Here is a 19,697-nt window from a genome sequence, read left to right as displayed (position 1 = left end):
CCATGGGCACAAACTCGCTGGCGCCCGCCCCGCTGCTGGACCTGGAGATCCGGCTGTTCCTGGAAGGGGTGTTCCAGCAGTACCACTACGATTTCCGCCAGTACTCCATGGCCTCGCTGCGCCGGCGCCTGGTGCTGGCCATGGAGCGCCACGGCTGCGACACGCTCTCGAGCCTGCAGTCACGCGTGCTGCGCGAACCCGAGCTGTTCGCACAGATGCTGCAGTACTTCACCGTGCAGGTGAGCGACCTGTTCCGCGACCCTGGCTATTTCCGGGCCCTGCGCGAAGCCGTGGTGCCGCTGCTGCAGACCTACCCGTCCATCAAGGTGTGGGTGGCCGGCTGCAGCACCGGCGAGGAAGTCTGGTCGATGGCCATCCTGCTGCGTGAGACCGGACTGCTGGACCGCAGCCTGGTCTACGCCACCGACATCAACGCCCAGTCGCTCAAGACGGCCGAGGCCGGCGTCTACCCCATCGAGCGCGCCGCGCAGTTCAGCCGCAACTACCTGCAGGCCGGCGGCACGGGCTCGCTGTCCGATTACTACACGGCCGGCTACGAGGCGATCGTATTCGACCGTCAGCTCAAGAAGCACATCGTCTTCGCCGACCACAGCCTGGCCACCGACCATGTGTTCTCCGAGATGCACCTGGTGTCGTGCCGCAATGTGCTGATCTATTTCGACCGCGCACTGCAGGACCGCGCCGTGGGCCTGTTCCGCGACGCGCTGGTGCCGCGTGGCTTTCTGGGGCTGGGCAGCAAGGAAACCCTGCGCTTCGGGGCCCACGAACATGTGTTCGAGCCCTGGCAGGCGGAAGAACGCCTCTACCGGAGGCGGCCATGAGCCCCGACGGACTGGTGCTCATCGGCGCCTCCACCGGCGGCGTGCAGGCCCTGATGGCGGTGCTGCCCGGCCTGCACGCCGGCCTGCGCGTGGCGGTGATCGTGCTGCTGCACCTGCCGCCAGACAAACCCAGCCTGCTGGTCGAGCTGCTGTCGCCCTTGTGCGCGTTGCCGGTGCGAGAACCCGACGACAAGGAAACCATCGCTGCGGGCACCATCTACGTGGCCCCCCCCAACTACCACCTGATGGTGGAGACTGGCGGCGACGAGCTCCACTTTTCATTGTCGGTGGACGAGGCCGTGAACTTCTCGCGCCCCTCCATCGATGTGCTGTTCGAATCGGCCGCCGCGGCCCGGCCCGGGCTGCCCATGGTGGGCGTGGTACTGTCGGGTGCCAGCCGCGATGGCGCGCGCGGCGCACAGGCGCTGGCGCTTGCCGGTGCGCCCATCTGGGTGCAAGATCCTGGCTCGGCCGAGGCCAGCCTCATGCCCGCGGCGGTGCAGGACACGGTGCCTTCCAGCACCGTGATGCCACTGCAGCGGATGGCCCCGGCGTTGTGCCGGATTTTCGATGTCGAACGCTCGAGCACAAGCAAGGAGCCGCGATGAACACGGACACTGATCTGGACGTCAATGTCCTCGTGGTGGACGATCTGGTCCAGAACCTGCTGGCCATGGAAGCCCTGCTGGCCCGGCCCGGCGTGCGCGTCATCAAGGCGGCCTCAGGCGTGGAAGCCCTGGAGTTGCTGCTGCTGCACGAGGTGGCCGTGGCCCTGCTTGATGTGCACATGCCCGACATGGACGGCTTCGAGCTGGCCGAACTGATCCGTGGCCGCGACAGCACCCGCCACATCCCCTTGATGTTCGTCACCGCGGCCGCCGCCGACCAGCAGCGCCAGTTCCAGGGGTATGAATACGGGGCTGTCGATTTCCTGCACAAGCCGGTGGAAAGCCATGTGCTGATCAGCAAGGTCAACGTCTTCATCGACCTGTACAGCCAGCAACGCCAGATCCGGCTGCAGAACGCCCGCCTGAGCGAAACCCTGCAGCTCAATGAGATGTTCGTGGCCGTGCTGGCCCACGATCTGCGCGTACCGCTGACGGCCATGTCCCTGGGTGTGCGCCTGCTGCGCGACGCGGTCAATGGCCCGCAGGCCAATACCTTGCTCGACCGGGTGGAGGGCAGCACCTCCCGCATGGCCCGCATGATCGAACAGCTGCTTGACCTGTCCCGCATCCGCGGCGGGCAGCTCTCCCTGGCCCTGCGCAGCCACGACCTGGCCGCCCTGGCCCAGCAGGCCGTGCAGGAACTCGACCCGGGTGACAGTGGCCGCCTGGTGCTCACGGCCCTGGGCGACACGCATGCCCGCATCGACCTGGACCGCTGGCAGCAGGTGCTGACGAATCTGCTGGGCAATGCCATGACCCATGGCGTGCCAGGCAGCCCGATCAAGATCACCCTGGACGGCCGCACACCCCACATGGTCACGCTCGAAGTGAGCAACCGCGGCACCATCCCGGCCGACAAGCTGCCCGAGCTGTTCCAGCCCTTCAAGCCCTGCCTGAACGCCCCGGCCAAGCCGCGAACCAAGGGGCTGGGCCTGGGTCTGTACATCGTCCACCAGTTCGTGCGGGCCCATGAGGGCACCATCGACGTGAACGTCAACGAGGAAGAGGACACCACGTCCTTCGTGGTGCGCCAACCGCGTTCTCCGGTCAATGAGCCGTCGGAGGCACTGGGAACCACCACCGCCCAGCTTGTCAGGCAGCCCTGACGCAGGATCGCGCCTGCAGCCGACAGCGGGCGATCTGGCTTGGGCAGACACTGGGCCACCGCCACTTCCGGGAGGACATCCCATGACGGGCAAGAACGTGCTGCTGGTCGAAGACCAGCCCAAGGCCATGGAGGCGTTGACCGTCCTGCTGGGGCTCGTGGACACGGACTTCGACATTGCGCTGGCCAGCGGCCAAAGCCAGGCCAGCCGCATCATCGAGCGTCAGAAGGTGGACCTGGCCATTGTCGATCTGGGCCTGGGTGAAGGTTCGGGCCTTCAGGTGCTGCATGAGTTGGCCACCCGCCAGCCCGATGCGATGCGCGTGGTCTACACGCAATCGCGGTCGCCGAAGCTGCGGGATCAGTGCCTGTCCCTGGGCGCCGATGTGTTCATCCACAAAGGCACCGACCGCAGCGATCTGGTCGAGGTGCTGATGCTGTTCAAGCAGTTTTCCCGCCCGCCAGCGGCTGGCCTGAACTGATCAAAGCCCGGATGCCGGGCCGCCGATCCAGAGCTCGTGGCCATTGAGTTGAATCTCCCAGCCCTGGGCATGCAGCAAGGCATGCAGGCCGTCTTCATCGACGCGCAGGCGCTGCGCCATTTCCCAGCCCTGAGCGGGGTCCAGATCACCCAACGATTCAGGAGGCTCGAGGCGCCACCGGCAGCCCCGTCCGCCTTCAGCCTGCACGGTAAGCCGCGCGCCCACGGAGGCCTCGTGATCGAACCAGTACCACAGCGCCGTCAGCACGCCATAGTAGGCCTCCACCGAGGCGGCAAAGGGCCATGGGGCATCCGGCCGCTCGCGGCTGGGCAATGGGGGCAAGACCTCCAGCGTCAATTCGCGGCACTTGAACGCAAGCCCCACCCAGCCGCTACAGGCGTCGAGCACCTGGTCCAGGCTCACGGGCTCCAGGCTGTGCATCCAGCGGGCCAGGCCACGGCCCACATCGATGGCCTCACGGATGTCATCGCACAAGGCGCTCACGGCCTCGTTCGTCGATGCCGCGCTGCCGCCACCTTGCTGTGCCAGCGATGCCTTCAGCAGGGTCGTGCGCAGTTCGATGACCATCAACTGGTTCATCAAATCGTGGCGCATCGACGGCACCACGCGCTGCAACACCTCCAGCCTGACCGAATCGGCACTCGGCTGGGCCTGCTGGGTGATCAAGGGCTGTACAAGGGGCAGGGTAGACAACGGGACACTCACGGCGAACCACCAGCCATCCAGGCATCAATGACAACGGACAAGGGCGGCTGACCTGGTGGCCAGCCGCCCGCGTTCAAATCCAAAGAACGAGAGAGGAAACGCGCTCGACTTTACTTGGCGAAATCAGCCTTGACCTTGCTCTGGCAAGCGTCCTTGGCATCACCGTTCAGAGAATCACACTTTTCCTTGGCAGCAGCATACTTCGCATCGCTCTTGTCTTCAGCGGCTTCGTTGATGGCCTTGCGGGTCTTCAGCTTGACCTCGGCGTCGGCCTTGGCTGCGGTGTACGTGGCTTCTGCTTCCTTCTTGCACACGTCCTTGGCATTGCCGGTCTGGTCATCGCACTTTTCCTTGGCCAGATCGTACTGGGCTTCGGCGATGTCCTTGCGGGCGGCGTGCGCGGCCTTGGGCGTGTTCTTGTACTGGGCTTCAGCCGTGGACACGGCGGTCACGTGGTGCACCTTGGCTTCGGCCTTGCACACATCGGCGGCATTGCCGCTGAGCTGCTTGCAGCTTTCCTTGTCGGCGTCGTACTTGGTCTTGGCCTCGGACTTGGTGTGCTCGTAGGCTTCCTTGCTGCCCTTGGCGTGGGTGTCGGCAGCGTGTGCCACCGAGGCCAGGAACAAGGCGCTGGAAGCGAACACCAGCGATTGAAGAGCAGTGCGGGCGATGCGGGGTGTATTTTTCATGGGTATCTCCGTGTGGTTCATGTCGAAACGAAGGCACTTCGTTGGATGGCCCCCTCAGCAGCAGGGCCTTGAAGTGACGTCATGGAGTGTGCGGCGCCGCTGTCAGGGCCACATCTGGATGGATGCCGACAAAGACGGCAGCATCGGCTGATAGGCCTGTAGGGCAACGCCGACAACAGGCTTGTGGGTAGGCACCACCCTACAGCCGATCGCGCTGTCCGCTGATGCCAAGCGTGCCGAGCCTTGCCTACAGTGGCCTCATCGAACCACAACGAGGAGACGACCATGACACTGGGAACCATCCTACTGATCGTGCTGCTGCTGATGCTGATCGGCGCCCTGCCCGCCTGGCCCCACAGCCGCAACTGGGGTTACGGCCCCACTGGCGGCCTGGGCCTGGTGGTGGTGGTGCTGCTGGTACTGGTCCTGCTGGGCCACATCTGACGTGACCGCCGCCAAGCCAGGGCTTCGGCACCTGGATGTCGACCTGGCCATCGTGGGCGCGGGGTCGGCGGGCATGGCCGCCTACAAGGCGGCCGCCCGTCATACATCGCGGCTCGTGGTCATCGAATCCAGCGGCTATGGCACCTTGTGCGCCCGAGCGGGCTGCATGCCCAGCAAACTGCTGATCGAGGCTGCCAGCCGTGCGCATGCCATCAGGCAGGCCCATCGGTTCGGTATCCAGGCGGTGGGTGCGCGGGTGGATGGCGCAGCGGTGATGGCTAGGCTGCGCGAACTGCGCGACTACTTTGTCGACAGCGTGATCCGCGAAGCCGAAGCCTGGCCTGCGGCACACCGGCTCACTGGCCGCGCCAGGTTCATCGGCCCGTGCGAGCTGCAGGTCGATGACCATGCCATCGTGAAGGCCCGCAGCATCGTGCTGGCCACAGGCTCGCGTGCCGTGGTGCCCGACGCCTGGCGCGAGGCCATCGACGGTCACCTCCTGACCACCGACACCCTCTTCGAACTGCCCTCCCTGCCGCGGTCCATCGCGGTGATCGGGGGCGGAGCGATCGGCACCGAAATGGCACAGGCCCTCAGCCGCCTCGGCGTGCGTGTCGTGTGGCTGATGCGCGAAGACGCGCCGGGAGGCTTGAGGGATCCTGCCTTGCGCCCGCTGGCCATCCCGCTGCTGTCCGAAGGCATCACGCTCATCACCCGGGCGGAGGTGCGCAGCATGGCTGAAGCAGAAGGTGGCCAGGCCCGCGTCGAGTTCGATGCCAACGGCGAACGCGGCAGCGCCGTGGTCGACAAGGTGCTGGTGTGCATCGGCCGCCAGCCCGTGTTCGACGGACTCGACCTGGACAAGGGCGGCCTGACGTTGAACAAGGAAGGCCTGGTTGACCACGAGGACCGCAGCACACGCGTCGGCGAGAGCTGTGTCTTCCTGGCTGGCGACGTGAGCGGGGCCCACCCCTTGCTGCATGAAGCCGTGCGGGATGGGCGCCGGGCAGCGACGCAAGCCGTCGCGCAACCCGGACCGCCTCATCACCTGCCTGAAGCGCCGCTGGAAGGCGGCCGTCGAACCGCGCTGCGCATCGTGTTCTGCGATCCGCAGATCGCGGCCATCGGCCGCGGCCACGAAGAACTGACCCGCTCGCATCATCCCTTCGTCACCGGCGTGGCCGACTTCACCGACCAGGGGCGCAGCCGCATCAAGGACATGAATCGCGGGGCCCTGCGCGTGTATGTGTGCCGCGACCGGCGTGTGGTGCTGGGTGCCGAGATGATCGGGCCGTGCGCCGAACACCTGGCGCACCTGCTGGCCTGGTCCGTGCACCAGGGGCAGACCATCGACACGCTGCTCGACTGCCCCATCTACCACCCCGTGGTGGAAGAAGCCGTACGCACCGCCCTCGGCCATGCGCGCGCCCAGCTGGCCGGACAGGCCACGATGCGCCCTGCTTCCCCATTGTCAGCATGCGCCGACATGGGAATCGGCCTCTGATGACTGGCCGCCCGAGCGGCGCGCTCTTATCGTTATGAGCATGCGGAAGACGGTCTGGCCGCCATCCGACGCACCACCAACACAGGCGGCTTCTTGAGAGCGCCGCCGCTGGACAAGGAGAAAAGCATGAACACTTTGAAACACCGACTGATCGCTCCCGCCACCCTGGCCCTGCTGGGCGTGGTCGCCCTGAGCGGCTGTAACCGTCATGACGAACGCACCGCCGGCCAGCAACTGGACAGCGCCATCGCCAGCGCCTCCAGCGCTGCCGACAATGCCGCCACCGACGCCCGCCAAGGTGCTGCAGAACTGAAGGCAGACACCCAGGTGGCTGTCAACGATGCCCGCGAATCTTCGGCCAATGCTTCCAACGAAGCCAGCGCCAAGGCCAAGGACCTGGGCAACAAGATCGAATCGAGCGTGGCCGACGCCACCATCACCACGAAGGTGAACGCTGCTTTGGCAGCCGATGACAAGCTCAAGGCCACCAAGATCAACGTGGACACCAGCGCCGGTCAGGTCACCCTGACGGGGGTGGCCCCTGACGCTCAGTCCCTGGCACGCGCCTCGGAGCTGGCACAGGCCGTGACGGGCGTGACCAATGTGGTCAACCGCCTGACCGTCGACAAGACCTCCTGATCGGCTGCGGCCGGCAATGCATCCGTCCGGCGGCCAAAGGAGGGCCAGTGACCTTCCGGCCCCGGTGGCGTCTGCGGACGCGGACTGAGGATCGAACACCATGGAGCAGACAACCATGAAAAAGAACAAAGCCCCTCATTCCGCGTCCGAGGCACCATTGCCTCACGAACGCGATCAGGACCACCACGACGTCGCACCCGACCCGGACGGCGTCATCGAACAGGCCCGACGAGACATCGAGTCAGGCCAGATGGACACCGACCTGCACGGCATGCGCGGGCTGGACCAGATCAAGAAACCCGGACGCCCCGAGCGTCCTTGACACCAAGAGCCTGGAGTGCGACATGGGTGAGTTCCACAGACTGATGACCGACGACCACACGACCGTGCGGCTGTACATGGATGCGATCAAGCGCATGGGCGAACTCAACCCTGAGCTGCGCCGTGAAGCGCTGGCCGAGCTGATGTGCTTCCTGATGGCCCGCGACAGCGCGCTGGGCCGCACCGATGTCGGTGGACGCAGCATGACCGAGGACCGGGCCTTCACCGAGCGCGAGTGCTACCACGCCATCCTGCCGCGCCTCGTTGCCATGGATCCGAGCCAGGACAACTGGATGGTCATGTTCGACGTGATCCACGCCAAGGTGGAAGCCGCGCTCCTGGCGGAAGAAATGATGGTGTCGCTATGGCGCGTATCTCCCCAGGCAGAGGCCCTGGCCTGCGAGTTCTACCTGGAGCAGCGTGAAACCATGCTGCACCGGCTGCGCCGCTCGCTGGAACGCTCGCTGCCGACCTCCACCCGCTTTGCGGACCACGACCTGTCTCGCCACCACGCCTTGCAGGCGGCGGCGGCTTGATTCCCCCGGGGGTGCTGCACGCCCAGAGGCCACCTGCTGCGAGGTGTCATGGGATACCATGCCGACTTGCCAGCCGATGACTCACAGAACTGGTGCGTGCCGACCCTTGATTCCTGGCTTTTTGCCGCCCTGACCCAGACCGGATGAAGATCATTTACATCGAAGACGCTCCCGACGTGCGGGACATGGTGGAGATGCTGTTGCAATCGTGGGGCCACGACGTGCGCGCTTTCGAGAGCGCCGAGGCCGGCACCGAGGCCTTGCAGTCCAGCCAGCTCGACCTGCTGATCAGTGACCTGGAGCTGCCGGGCATGTCCGGCCTGGAACTGATGCGTCAGGTGATGGCGGTCAATGCCCATGTGCATGGACTGCTGCTCACCGGTCACCGCGCCGAGATGTACCGCCCTCACCTGCCCGAGCGCGTGCACATCCTGTCCAAGCCCTTCGATGTCGATGAACTGCAGCGGCTCCTGGACGGTCTGACCCCGGCGTCCTGACACGTCGCAGACCAGGGCGGTGCTTGACGAACGAGCACACGCACCATGAGGACTTTCCGCTGCGACCACTGCGACAGCCCGGTTTACTTCGAAAACCCCCGCTGTGTCGCCTGTGGCCACACCCTGGCCTTTCTGCCCGACCAGTTCCGCCTGGCTGCCCTGGAGCGCAGCGATGACGGCCTGTGGCGCGTCGCAGCCCAGGAGCAGGCCGATGGGCAGGCCGACGCCCCCGCCTACCGCCTGTGCCACCACTATGTGAGCACGGACACCTGCAACTGGGCCGTGGAGGCCGCAGACACGAACGAGCTGTGCGTGTCCTGCCGCCTCACCCGCGAGATCCCCGACCTGTCCCTGGAAGGCCGTCAAGGCGCCCTTTACAAGATGGAACTGGCCAAGCGCCGGCTGGTGTTCAACCTGCGCGAATTGGGCCTGCCCCTGTTCGAGCACGAGACGATCAACCCGCTGTATTTCTCGTTTCTGGAAAACCTGCCCGAGCAGAACTGCCGGATCATGACAGGGCACGACAATGGCCACATCACCATCAACCTGGCCGAAGCCAATGATGTGGAACGCGTGAAGGCCCGCACGGAGATGGGCGAGCCTTACCGCACGGTGCTGGGCCATTTCCGCCACGAGATCGGCCACTTCTACTGGGATGAGCTGGTGGCGCCCCATGAGGCACGACTGCAGGCCTTCCGTGAGCTGTTCGGCGATGAGCGCGAAGATTATGCGCAGGCACTCCAACGCCACTACGAGCAACCCGATCTCAACTGGGGCGAGAAGCACATCTCGGCCTACGCCAGCGCCCATGCCTGGGAAGGCTGGGCCGAAACCTGGGCGCATTACATGCACATGCGGGCGATGATCGAGACAGCCGACGATTTCGCCGATTCGGTTCGCTTGCCTGGCCAGGACCCCAAGGCTGCGCGCAAGGCCCGCCAGGACGCCTTGCTGCTGGACCGCTGGCCTGATTTCAACGATCTGATCCTGCGCTGGATGCGGCTGGGGCTGGCACTGAATGCCTTGAACCGCAGCATGGGCATGGACGATGTCTACCCGTTCACGCTGTCGGAGACCGTGCGCCAGAAGCTGCGCTTTGTGCACGACACGGTGCGCGAGTCGGCCATCATGGCCTGACAGGGGCGCGGCCCCGGCCCACTCGCCCGGGCCGGGAAGATGGCCTCACATCAGCCGCTCGAACAGCCGCGCGCCCTTTTCCTTGAGTTTTTCCATCATGGGGCGCTGGCCCCAGGTCGCAGGGTTGATGGGGGTCGACGAGCCCAGGTCTCGCTGGAACAAGGCTTCCATCGACTGGCCGAAATCGCGCCCGAGCACCACGACGTTGATCTCGTTGTTGCTCACGAAGCTGCGCCAGTCCATGTTGCTGGAGCCCACGGTGGACCACACGCCGTCGACCACGGCGGTCTTGGCATGCAGCACGGCGCTGTCTAGCTCATAGAGCTTGACACCGGCCGCCAGCAGTCGGTCGTAGTACGCCCGTCCTGCGTAGAGCACCGGGCTGAAATCGCTGATGGAGGGCAGGATCATCTGCACCTCGACGCCGCGCTGGGCGGCATCGCACAAGGCCTGGACCATGTCCTCGCCCGGCGCGAAATAGGCCATGGTGATGTGGATGCTCTGCTGCGCGGCGTCCAGCGCGGTCAGCAGCGACACATAGGTGTCCATGCCTTTCTCGTCGGGGCCGCTGGGAATCACCTGCAGGACCTTGTCACCGCGCTTTTGCGCACCCTTGGGATCGCTGCCAGTGACGATGGCCGGGTCGATCGCAGGCTTGCAGCCTTGCACATCCCAGGTCTGGCGCACGATGCGGGCCATCTCGGCGGCTGCCGGCCCATCGATCTGCACCTGGGTATCGCGCCAGCCATTGTCCTTGCCCGCTTCTTCAGAGGGCTTCTTCTTCTTGAAGATGGACGATCCTGACGAGTACACCTTGGAGATGTTGATCCCCCCGGTGAAGGCCTGCTGTTCGTCCACTGCCAGGATCTTGCGGTGGTCCCGGTGGTTGATGCTCCAGTAACCGGGACGCGTCAACGGGTTGATGGGGTTGAAGGCGCAGGTGTGCACGCCCGCATCGCGCAGGCTCTGGAAGAAATCACGCGAGGTGCCGATGGACCCGACCGCGTCGTAGATCACGTGCACGGCCACGCCCTCGGCACGCTTGCGGATCAGCAGCTTGCGCAGCTTGAGCGCGATGTCCTCGTCCTCGATGATGTAGCTCTCCAGCCAGATCGACCGGCGGGCCGCCTCCAGCGACTTGAACATCGCCGCGAAGGTCTGCGGCCCGTCCACCAGCAGGTGCACATCGTTGTCGGCCAGCAGGCGCACGCGCTCCTGCGAGGTCATGGCCGCGAGGTGGCGCTTGACCAGGTCTGCGCGCCCCTCGGATTGCACCTGCCCGAGCAAACGCGTGCGCTCGCCGCGCCGCAGGTTGTCGCTGGCCGTGGCCACCTGCAGGCGGCTGGCCAGTTGCACGTTGTTCACCGCCGTGTCGGCATTCAGCTGAGGCCGGCGAGGCTCCAGCGTGGAACACCCCGCGATCCCGGCAGCGCACACCAAAGCGCTGATGAGCATGTGCTGTCTCCTCGGTACTTGACCTTGTTGTCGTTCGTGCATCACGCCACACCTTAGCTGCGCAGACCAGATGCACTGATTGTGGGCATGCGCCCACGCGCGGGCTATCGGGGCCTGCCGACAAGGCTGTCAAGAAGCACTGACAAGGGTTAACAGGCGTCAGGCTTGGCTGACCTTCAGTTCAGGGCCGACTGACTGCCCTCGGCCGGCGGGCGGCCTACTCTGAGGACTCGGTTTGCCAGCCACCACATGAAAGGCTGGCCAAGGATCTCAAAAGGAGAACCCCCATGAGCTACGCAACCGAAGTCATCGACACCGTGAACGACGTCATCGAGAACTGCAAGGACGGCGAGTACGGCTTCCACGAGTGTGCCGAGCACGCCGACTCCCCCACCCTGAAGACCATGTTCGAGCGCCGTGCCACGGAATGCCAGGCCGCCGCCACCGAACTGCAACGCATCGTCTACGCCAACCAGGAACAACCGGCCACGGGCGGCACTGCCTCTGGCGCCCTGCACCGCGGCTGGCTGAACATCAAGGCCGCGCTGTCGCTGTCTGATGACAAGGCCGTGCTGGAAGAATGCGAGCGCGGTGAAGACCGCGCACTGGCCCGCTACGACAAGGCCCTGAAGAAGGATCTGCCGGACGAGATCCGTTCGGTGCTGGTGGCCCAGCGCGCCGGTGTGCAGCGCAACCACGATCTGGTGCGTTCGCTGCGTGACCAGGCCCGTGCTGCCGCTCACCACTGATGCACAGCGCTCGAGGCCGCATCCCGCGGCCTCGTTTGATCAAGCCCGGGCCGTGGTCCGGGCTTTTTGCTGGCCATAACGGGCCAGCAAGGCCTCACGCTTGGACGGATGCAAATTGGCCTGTGTGATGTCTCCGCTGTAGTGGTTCAGCACCTTCTTGTCCATCAAGGCGAACCACAGCGGCGGGATGTAGGCCACCATCAGCATGGCCGCATAGCCTGAGGGCAGTTGCGGGCCTTCGTCGAAGTGGCGCAAGGCCTGGAACCGCCGGGCCGGGAAGGCGTGGTGATCCGAGTGGCGCTGCAGGTGATACAGGAACAGGTTGGTCACGATGTGGTTGCTGTTCCATGAATGGCGCGGTTGGCAGCGCTCATAGCGGCCATCAGCACCCTTCTGGCGCAGCAGGCCGTAGTGCTCCAGGTAGTTCACCACCTCCAGCAGCGAGAAACCATACACCGCCTGGATGATCAGGAAGGGCAGGACCGCCCAGCCCAGCCACGCCACCACGGCGGCGAAAAGCACCAGCGACATCGCCCAGGACTGCAGGTTCTGGTTGTGCACGCTCCAGGCGCTGCGGCCCTGCTTGGCCAGGCGCTCGGCCTCCAGGTGCCAGGCGGATTTCAGGCTGCCCACCACGGTGCGCGGCAGGAAGGCCCAGAAGGTCTCGCCCATCCGGGAGCTGGCCGGATCCTCCGGCGTGGCCACGTTCTTGTGGTGGCCACGGTTGTGCTCCACGTAGAAATGCCCGTACCAGGACGGCGCCAGCGCAATGCGGGCCAGCCACTGGTCGAGCGTGTTCTTCTTGTGGCCCAGTTCATGGCCGGTGTTGATGGCAATACCGCTGACCAGGCCCACGCTCAGGCCCAGGCCCAACTGGTGGTACCAGGGCACATCCACGTTGACGAACAGCCAGGCGCCCCAGAGGGTGACCGCCAGCTGCAGCGGCACGAACGCAAACAGCAGCCAGCGGTAGAAGGGATCGGCCTCCAGCGCAGCGATGGCGCTGTCCGGCGGGTTCTCTCGATCTTCCCCGACGATCCAGTCCAGCAGGGGCAGCACGCCATGCACGATCAGCATGGGCATCCACACCACCCAGTGCCAGTGCAATTGCTGGAACAGGCCCAGCGCTACCAGGCCGATGACGGGCACCCCGGGGCCCAGCAGCCAAAGATACCGTTTGTGATCCACCCAGGGGGCCTGGGCGATGCCTGCTTGTGCCATGGTCGTACTCCTTCGGGGCGCCTGTGCGCCGATGACAGGAGTGTCTGCACAGCAACCCGAAAGCGGAATGGCCGCGAAGCCGTCACAGTTCAGTCATACGCCGCCGCCCGCCGGGTGAAAACCCTGAAAGTTGAGGATGAGACCGCATTCCGGCGAATCGCACAGCGCTGTCGGCGTTTTCACGAAGACACGCGTCCCACAGACGTGGCATTCTCCGACACCATGGACCCATTGAGTCTCATCATCGACGACATGCGCTTCGACGGTGTCGTCTTCGTGGCCACCGAACTGAGCGCGCCCTGGGCCCTGCAGCTGCACACCCCGGGCCTGGCCGCGTTCCACATCCTCACGGAGGGGCAGGCCTGGCTGCTGCGCGACGGCCACGACCCGGTGGCCCTGCAGACCGGCGACCTGGTGGTGCTGCCCGCCGGCGTGCCACACCGCGTGCAGGACCGGCCCGCCCTGGCGGCCAATCCCCATGACCTGGGCGACCACCTGCAGCGCCCCGACCTGGCCCCGCTCAAGCTGGGCGGCGGCGGGCCGCAGGCCCACATGATCAGCGGCCACGCCCGGTTCGACGTGCACATGGCCGCGCCCCTGGTGTCGGCCCTGCCCGGCCTGATGCACATCCACGGCCTGGGCGAGGCTCCGCCGCCCTGGCTGGCCATCGGGCTGCAGTTCCTGGCGCAGGAGCTGATGAGCCCACGGCCCGGGCAGCAGGCCATCATCAACCGCCTGGGCGACATCCTGTTCATGGAGTGCCTGCGCGATTACGTCAGCTCGCTCACGGAAGAATCCGGCAACTGGCTGGCCGCCTTGAAGGACCGGGCCTTGTCCACCGCCCTGGCCTGCATGCACCGCACGCCGGCGCACAACTGGACGGTGCCCGAACTGGCCCAGCACGCCTGCCTGTCGCGCTCGGCCTTTGCCGACCGATTCAGCCAGACCCTGGGCGAGCCGCCTCTGACCTACCTGACGCGGCACCGCATGCGGCTGGCTGCGCGGCAGCTGGCCGGCAGCAATGCGCCGATCAGCCGGGTGGCCGATCAGGTGGGGTATGCGTCTGAAGCGGCGTTCAGCCAGGCGTTCAAGCGGGAGTATGGGCTGTCGCCTTCGGCCTGGCGGCAGATGCAGGCGGCGCGGGCGAGTGGGGCGGCTTCTGAGGTGGCGGCTGCTTAGGGGTTGTTTTTTTCTTTGCCTGCGCTGGCCCGACAAGGCGCCACAACCACCGCAGACCAAGAAAAAAGGCCCCAGGCAAGATGCCTGAAGGCCTTTGTCATCGACGCGCGGGAACCGCGTGATCAGCGTGCGCCAGACCCGCTGCCAGAGCCACCGCCCGTGCCCGACCCACCAAGCAAGGTCGCCACCTTGCGCCTGGGCTTGATGAAACGAGACAGCCCGCTGCCCGCGGAAGACGCTGCCGCAGCAGCCGCCCCCTTCTGGTCCCAGGACGGATCCGCGTCGTTCTGCGCCTCGTAGGGCTTGTCGAAGAACGGATCGGCGTGCGGGCGGCGGATGCCGGGCCGCACCGCACCACGCGCATCGGCAGGACGCGGCGCATGGGCATGAGCGTGCGCATGACCAGCCGGCGCGATGTCCGGGCGGACATCATCATCACGGCGTTCACGCCGGAACGACGGAGCACGGCGATCACCACCGCCTTCAACCTCGAAGGGCTCGATGTCCAGCTTCTTCTTGGTCAGCTTCTCGATGTCGGCGATCAGGCGCGCATCGGCGCCGGTGACCAGCGACACGGCCAGGCCCGAGGCACCGGCTCGGCCCGTGCGGCCGATGCGGTGCACATAGTCTTCGGCGTTGAAAGGGATGTCGAAATTGAACACCGCCGGCAAGGCCGCGATGTCGATGCCGCGCGCCGCCACGTCGGTGGCCACCAGCAGGTCGACCTCGCCGGCCTTGAACGAGGCCAGGGCCTTGAGGCGCTCGTCCTGCGACTTGTCGCCGTGCAGGGCCACGGTCTTGAGGCCGTCGCGCTCGAAAGAGCGGGCCAGGCGCGCAGCGCCCAGTTTGCTGTTGACGAACACGATGCTCTGGGTGATGCCGCGGTCGCGCAGGATCTGGCGGATCACCTGGCGCTTGTCGTCGTCGGAGACCTTGTAGAAGCGCTGCTCGACGTTGGTGGCCGTCTGGTTGGGGCGGGCCACTTCGACGAACACCGGATCCTGCAGGTAGCTTTGTGCCAGCTTCTTGATCTCGGGCGAGAAGGTGGCCGAGAACAGCAGGGTCTGGCGCTGCTTGGGCAGGTAGCTCAGGATGCGCTGCAGGTCAGGCAGGAAGCCGATGTCCAGCATGCGGTCGGCCTCGTCGAGCACCACGTACTCGACCTGCGACAGGATGCAATTCTTGGCCTCGATGTGGTCCAGCAGGCGGCCCGGGGTGGCGATCAGCACCTCGACGCCGGCCTTGAGCTCAAGCGTCTGCTCGCGCATGTTCATGCCGCCGAACACCACGGCCGAGCGCAGGTTGGACTTGCTGGCGTAGTTCTTGACGTTGGCGGCCACCTGCACGGCCAGTTCACGCGTGGGGGCCAGCACGATGGCGCGCACGGGATGGCGGGCGGGCGACACGCTGGCGTTCTCGTGCTTCATCATCTTCTGAAGCAGCGGGATGGAGAAGGCGGCGGTCTTGCCGGTGCCGGTCTGGGCGGCGCCCATCACGTCGCGGCCGGCCAGCACCAGCGGGATGGCCTTGGCCTGGATGGGCGTCATCGTGGGGTACTCGATGGCGCGCAGCAGCTTGGGATCCAGCGGCAGGGTGTCGAAGCGGGCGGGCGGGGCTTCTGGCGTGGGCACATCGGTGGCCACGGGGGCGGCCACAGGGGCAGCATCAGGGAGTTGGTCGGCGGAGATAGCGGTCTGCTCAGGCTGAGAGGTGGTCATAGAACCTCAGGGTTGTGGCCAGGCGATACATAGCCTGGTCAGAAGGTGTAGCCGGTTTGGCGCTGGATGCCCAGCGTACCGGCCTCGGCGGCCTCGAGAAGAGCCGCCAGGGGGCCCAAGCCGTTGTAGCGTGTACAGACCCGATGGGCGTACTGCCAAACGCGCGGGATGTCGTCCAGGTACTGCTGCTTGCCATCGCGCAGCGCCAGACGCGCAAAGATCCCCAGCACCTTCAGGTGGCGCTGCAGGCCCATCCACTCCGTGTCGCGCCAGAAATCCCCGAAATCATCGGGGACCGGAAGGCCGGCCTTGCGGGCCTTGTCCCAGTAGCGAACAGCGTGGTCGATCTGCAGTTCTTCGTCCCACACCACATAGGCATCACGCAGCAAGGACACGAGATCATACGTGACCGGGCCCCATACCGCATCCTGAAAATCGATCACCCCCGGGCGGGCGCGGGGATCGGTGGGCGAGACCATCAGGTTGCGCGAGTGGTAATCGCGGTGAACCAACACCTTGGGCTGGGCCAGCACCTGGGCCTTGATCAGGCCGAAACTGCGGGTCAGCACGGCCTGCTGGGCCTCGGTCAGGGTCAGGCCACGCAACTGGGTGAGGTACCACTGGGGCAGCAGGTCCAGCTCGCGTTGCAGCAGCGCGTCGTCATAAGGGGGCACCTGCGCCTGGGCGTCGATGCGCTGCAGCAGCACCAGCTCGTCGAGCGCCGCGGTGTACCGTGCGCGGTTGTCGACATCGGCCTGGGACATCTCGGGGGCCTCGGGCTGCAAGGTGGACAGCAACGTGTGCTCTCCAAGGTCGCTGAGCAGCATGAAGCCCTGGGCCTCATCCCACGCGAGGATGGCGGGCGCCCCGACCCCACCCGCCTGAAGCAGCCGCGCGATCTTGACGAAGGGCTGGCAGTCTTCCTTGTCGGGCGGAGCGTCCATCACGATGAAGGTCTGGCCCGCGCTGCCATCCACCCGGAGGTAGCGGCGAAAACTGGCGTCGGCGCTGGCCGGGCGCACGGTGGCTGGCTGCAGGCCATGGGCACCAGCCACACCGGCCAGCCAGGCTTGGAAAGCCACCCGGCGAACCGGATCGGCCCAGCTCACGGAAGGCGCCTGCAGGGCGCCATCGGGCACGGCGTCGGACAAAGATTCGGAAGGCTGGGACATGGTGGCAGGGAAGGCGCGGGTGCGCATGGAATAATCGCCCAATTTTAGTCGCCCCCACCCCTGGCCTTCGACGGGCCGTTCGACACACCGATTTTTTGTGCCGCCTTCAGCCCTGACCATCCGCCGCGCCGCTGGCGCCCGGCCCCGTGCCTGGCGCCTGCCCTTGCCGAGCCCGACCCCGGTGGCCTGTGCAGCGGCCCTGGCCCTGTGGAGCCCGTTTTTCGTGGGTGCCGTGGAGGCCGACGCAGACGCCGAGGCCGCGCCCCTGCGCATTTCGTCCTCCCTGGCTGCGCCAGTGGGTGGCACCGACGCCAAGGATCTGCCGATCTACTTCGAGGCGGACCGTCTCGATGGCACCCCCGGCCTGAAGACCCACGCCTCAGGCAATGTGCGCCTCAAGCGCGGCGATCTGACGATGCGCGCCGACGACATCACCCACACGGCCGACAGCAATGTGGCCGAGGCGCTGGGCGGCGTGCGCATCAGCCGGCGCGGCGACATCTTCTCGGGCCCGGCCCTCACCCTGCAGCTGGACACCCTCGAGGGCGAGTTCACCAACCCGACCTACCGCTTTGCGCGCACGGGTGCCGGCGGGCAGGCCGAGAAGGTGGAGTTCCTGGGCAACAACAAGCTGCGCGCCATCGGCGCCACCTACAGCAGCTGCACGCCGGAAAACACGGCCGAGCCGTCAGACCTGGACTGGGTGCTGACCACCAGCGATGTGTACATGGACTTCGAGACCAACGAAGGCCGTGCCAAGAACGCCGTGATCCGGTTCATGGGTGTGCCCATCCTGGCTGCCCCGGTGCTGACCTTCCCGCTCAGCGACGAGCGCAAGTCGGGCTTCCTACCCCCCAGCTTCGACATCGACAACAAGAGCGGGTTCGAACTCTCACAGCCCTACTACTGGAACATCGCTCCCAACCGCGACGCCACCATCACACCCACGCTGTCGACACGGCGCGGCGCTGGCGTGGAAGGCGAGTTCCGCTACCTCAGCGACAGCGACCAGGGCACCATCGAAGTCATGGCCTTGCCCAATGACCAGGTGGCCAAGCGCGATCGCGGCATGATCAATGCCCAGCACAAGGGCGAACTCGTGCGAGCAGGCTCGCCGAGCCTGACCAACTACGACTGGCAGTGGCTGCGCGTCTCCGATGACGACTACTGGAAAGACTTCACCCGCAGCCGTGCCACGCTGACGCCGCGCCTGTATGGCAGCCACGCCAGCATCGAACGCCAGATCAACACGCGCGCCTGGGGCCTGGGCAGCAGTCAGACCGCCTTGTATGCCCGGGTTCAATCCTGGCAGACCCTGCAGGACCTGGACCCGGCAGCGAGCCCCGATTCCCGCATCATCTCGCCCTACCGGCGCGAGCCGCAGATCGGCCTGCGCAGCCGCAGCACCTCCGACGCGGGCCTGGTCTGGAATTTCGAGACCGAGGTCAACCGCTTCGGCAACGAAGACAGCACCCGCGTGACCGGCGACCGCCTGCATGCACTGGGCACCATCTCTCGCCCCTTCGGCGATGCCGGCTGGAACTTCACGCCCAAGCTCAGTCTCAATGCCGCCAGCTACTCGCTGGACCGCAACGACGCCAGCATCGGCACCAAACGCAGCCAGTCACGCGTCATACCGACGGCGAGCCTGGACGGCGGAGTGGTCTATGAGCGCCCGATCAACTGGTTCGGTGGCAGCCAGATCCAGACCCTGGAGCCACGCGTCCAGTACGTGTACACCCCCTACAAGCGGCAGTCCGACATCCCGCAATTCGACAGCGCCATCCGCGACTTCAACCAGTACAGCATCTTCAGCGAGAACGCCTTCACGGGTGTGGACCGCGTGTCGGACGCCAACCAGCTCAGCCTGGGTGTGACCACGCGCATCCTGGATGCAGACACCGGTGGCGAGATCATGCGCCTGGGGATGGTGCAGAAGGTGCAGTTCGACGATCAGCGCATCACCGCGGACGATGGCCCGGTCAACACACAGCGCTGGTCCGATCTGCTGTTGCTGGGCTCCACCTCCGTGGTGCCGCACTGGTACTTCGACAGCACGGCCCAGTACAGTGCCCGCGACAGCCGCATCGAGCGCTCGCTGCTGGGCATCCGCTACAACCCGAGCGACTTCCGCACCATCAGCGCCAACTACCGATACACACGCGACAGCAGCGAACAGCTCGATGTCGGCTGGCAGTGGCCCATCGCCGGGCGCTCGCCGGCCGCCGAGGCCGTGGCGTCGGCGCTGGCGCAGGCTGCTGGCGTGAAGCCCACGCCCGGCAGCTCGGCCGGCTGCGGCGGTACCTGGTACAGCGTCGGCCGGCTGAACTACAGCCTGCGGGACAAACGCCTGAGCGATGCCCTGGTGGGCCTTGAGTACGACGGCGGGTGCTGGATCGCCCGTGTGGTGGCCGAACGCACCTCCATCGGCAAGACCGAAGCCGCCACCCGCCTGATGTTCCAACTGGAGCTGGTGGGGCTGTCCCGACTGGGATCGAGCCCGCTGCGCGCCTTGAAGGACAATATCCCTGGTTACCGCCTGCTGCGCGAGGACACCGGCCTGCTCACGGCCCCTCCCGTACCGCCCTCTGCCTACGTGAATGATGATTGACC

At 66.1% G+C, this 19,697-nt stretch carries 20 protein-coding genes; 14 read left to right on the top strand and 6 right to left on the bottom strand.

Going from position 1 to position 19,697, the window contains the following annotated elements; translation table 11 throughout:
* Positions 1-2 precede the first annotated feature (2 nt).
* The 4 genes from EIP75_RS01565 (at position 3) to EIP75_RS01550 (ending at position 3,097) form a co-directional block, all read left to right on the top strand.
* A complete protein-coding gene (locus EIP75_RS01565; RefSeq protein WP_125241442.1) occupies positions 3-842 on the top strand; it encodes a CheR family methyltransferase in 840 nt (279 codons plus the stop codon).
* Positions 839-1,450: a chemotaxis protein CheB gene (locus EIP75_RS01560; RefSeq protein WP_125241441.1), complete on the top strand. Its 612-nt coding sequence runs from the start codon at positions 839-841 to the stop codon at positions 1,448-1,450. The genes EIP75_RS01565 and EIP75_RS01560 overlap by 4 nt, the downstream gene beginning before the upstream one ends.
* Positions 1,447-2,616 carry a hybrid sensor histidine kinase/response regulator gene (locus tag EIP75_RS01555; protein WP_125241440.1) on the top strand — a complete coding sequence of 390 codons (1,170 nt, stop codon included), beginning with the start codon at positions 1,447-1,449 and terminating at the stop codon, positions 2,614-2,616. Before EIP75_RS01560 ends, EIP75_RS01555 begins: the two co-directional genes overlap by 4 nt.
* An 82-nt stretch (positions 2,617-2,698) precedes the next feature.
* Positions 2,699-3,097, top strand: a complete 399-nt coding sequence (locus tag EIP75_RS01550) for a response regulator (RefSeq protein ID WP_158622709.1) — start codon at positions 2,699-2,701, stop codon at positions 3,095-3,097.
* Here the strand turns inward: EIP75_RS01550 and EIP75_RS01545 are convergent, their stop codons facing one another.
* Positions 3,098-3,823: a hypothetical protein gene (locus EIP75_RS01545; RefSeq protein ID WP_125241438.1), complete on the bottom strand. Its 726-nt coding sequence runs from the start codon at positions 3,821-3,823 to the stop codon at positions 3,098-3,100.
* A 110-nt stretch (positions 3,824-3,933) separates the two neighbouring features.
* Complete coding sequence (locus tag EIP75_RS01540; protein WP_125241437.1) at positions 3,934-4,512, bottom strand: hypothetical protein; 579 nt, start codon at positions 4,510-4,512, stop codon at positions 3,934-3,936.
* Positions 4,513-4,797: 285 nt separating this feature from the next.
* On the opposite strand from EIP75_RS01540, the gene EIP75_RS01535 reads away from it, so the two are divergent.
* The 7 genes from EIP75_RS01535 (at position 4,798) to EIP75_RS01505 (ending at position 9,590) form a co-directional block, all read left to right on the top strand.
* Positions 4,798-4,956 (top strand): DUF3309 family protein, encoded by a 159-nt coding sequence (locus EIP75_RS01535; protein ID WP_125241436.1) that lies wholly within the window; start codon positions 4,798-4,800, stop codon positions 4,954-4,956.
* A 1-nt stretch (position 4,957) separates the two neighbouring features.
* Positions 4,958-6,460, top strand: coding sequence for a dihydrolipoyl dehydrogenase (locus EIP75_RS01530; protein ID WP_125241435.1), 1,503 nt, complete (start codon positions 4,958-4,960; stop codon positions 6,458-6,460).
* 126 nt (positions 6,461-6,586) lie between these two features.
* On the top strand, positions 6,587-7,099 hold the full coding sequence (locus EIP75_RS01525) for a BON domain-containing protein (RefSeq protein WP_125241434.1): 513 nt from the start codon (positions 6,587-6,589) through the stop codon (positions 7,097-7,099).
* Between the two features lie 115 nt (positions 7,100-7,214).
* Positions 7,215-7,421, top strand: a complete 207-nt coding sequence (locus tag EIP75_RS01520) for a hypothetical protein (protein ID WP_125241433.1) — start codon at positions 7,215-7,217, stop codon at positions 7,419-7,421.
* Positions 7,422-7,443: 22 nt separating this feature from the next.
* The gene (locus EIP75_RS01515; RefSeq protein WP_125241432.1) at positions 7,444-7,956 is read left to right on the top strand and encodes a hypothetical protein; all 513 of its coding nucleotides are present in this window, start codon (positions 7,444-7,446) and stop codon (positions 7,954-7,956) included.
* A gap of 143 nt (positions 7,957-8,099) precedes the next feature.
* Positions 8,100-8,453 carry a response regulator gene (locus tag EIP75_RS01510; RefSeq protein ID WP_125241431.1) on the top strand — a complete coding sequence of 118 codons (354 nt, stop codon included), beginning with the start codon at positions 8,100-8,102 and terminating at the stop codon, positions 8,451-8,453.
* A gap of 45 nt (positions 8,454-8,498) precedes the next feature.
* On the top strand, positions 8,499-9,590 hold the full coding sequence (locus EIP75_RS01505; protein ID WP_125241430.1) for a zinc-binding metallopeptidase family protein: 1,092 nt from the start codon (positions 8,499-8,501) through the stop codon (positions 9,588-9,590).
* Positions 9,591-9,635: 45 nt separating this feature from the next.
* Here EIP75_RS01505 and EIP75_RS01500 read toward each other — a convergent pair whose 3' ends face one another.
* Positions 9,636-11,045, bottom strand: a complete 1,410-nt coding sequence (locus EIP75_RS01500; RefSeq protein ID WP_158622708.1) for a phospholipase D-like domain-containing protein — start codon at positions 11,043-11,045, stop codon at positions 9,636-9,638.
* Positions 11,046-11,332: 287 nt separating this feature from the next.
* Here EIP75_RS01500 and EIP75_RS01495 point away from each other — a divergent pair, with 287 nt between their 5' ends.
* Complete coding sequence (locus EIP75_RS01495) at positions 11,333-11,794, top strand: PA2169 family four-helix-bundle protein (RefSeq protein WP_125241428.1); 462 nt, start codon at positions 11,333-11,335, stop codon at positions 11,792-11,794.
* 39 nt (positions 11,795-11,833) lie between these two features.
* On the opposite strand, the gene EIP75_RS01490 is transcribed toward EIP75_RS01495, so the two are convergent.
* Positions 11,834-13,015: an alkane 1-monooxygenase gene (locus EIP75_RS01490; RefSeq protein WP_125241427.1), complete on the bottom strand. Its 1,182-nt coding sequence runs from the start codon at positions 13,013-13,015 to the stop codon at positions 11,834-11,836.
* A 222-nt stretch (positions 13,016-13,237) separates the two neighbouring features.
* Here EIP75_RS01490 and EIP75_RS01485 point away from each other — a divergent pair, with 222 nt between their 5' ends.
* Complete coding sequence (locus EIP75_RS01485) at positions 13,238-14,194, top strand: AraC family transcriptional regulator (RefSeq protein WP_125241426.1); 957 nt, start codon at positions 13,238-13,240, stop codon at positions 14,192-14,194.
* A gap of 122 nt (positions 14,195-14,316) precedes the next feature.
* Here the strand turns inward: EIP75_RS01485 and EIP75_RS01480 are convergent, their stop codons facing one another.
* Entirely contained in the window at positions 14,317-15,912 is a 1,596-nt protein-coding gene (locus EIP75_RS01480) for a DEAD/DEAH box helicase (RefSeq protein ID WP_125241425.1), read from the bottom strand.
* Between the two features lie 38 nt (positions 15,913-15,950).
* Positions 15,951-17,084: an aminoglycoside phosphotransferase family protein gene (locus EIP75_RS01475; RefSeq protein WP_125241595.1), complete on the bottom strand. Its 1,134-nt coding sequence runs from the start codon at positions 17,082-17,084 to the stop codon at positions 15,951-15,953.
* Between the two features lie 97 nt (positions 17,085-17,181).
* Here EIP75_RS01475 and EIP75_RS01470 point away from each other — a divergent pair, with 97 nt between their 5' ends.
* The gene (locus EIP75_RS01470) at positions 17,182-19,695 is read left to right on the top strand and encodes an LPS-assembly protein LptD (RefSeq protein ID WP_233584624.1); all 2,514 of its coding nucleotides are present in this window, start codon (positions 17,182-17,184) and stop codon (positions 19,693-19,695) included.
* Positions 19,696-19,697 lie beyond the last annotated feature (2 nt).

The sequence above is a fragment of the Aquabacterium soli genome (assembly GCF_003933735.1).
GTDB classification, from domain to species: domain Bacteria; phylum Pseudomonadota; class Gammaproteobacteria; order Burkholderiales; family Burkholderiaceae_C; genus Aquabacterium; species Aquabacterium soli.
The sequence above is the reverse complement of the archived record's forward strand: the minus strand, read 5'-3'. Positions and strand labels throughout refer to the sequence as shown.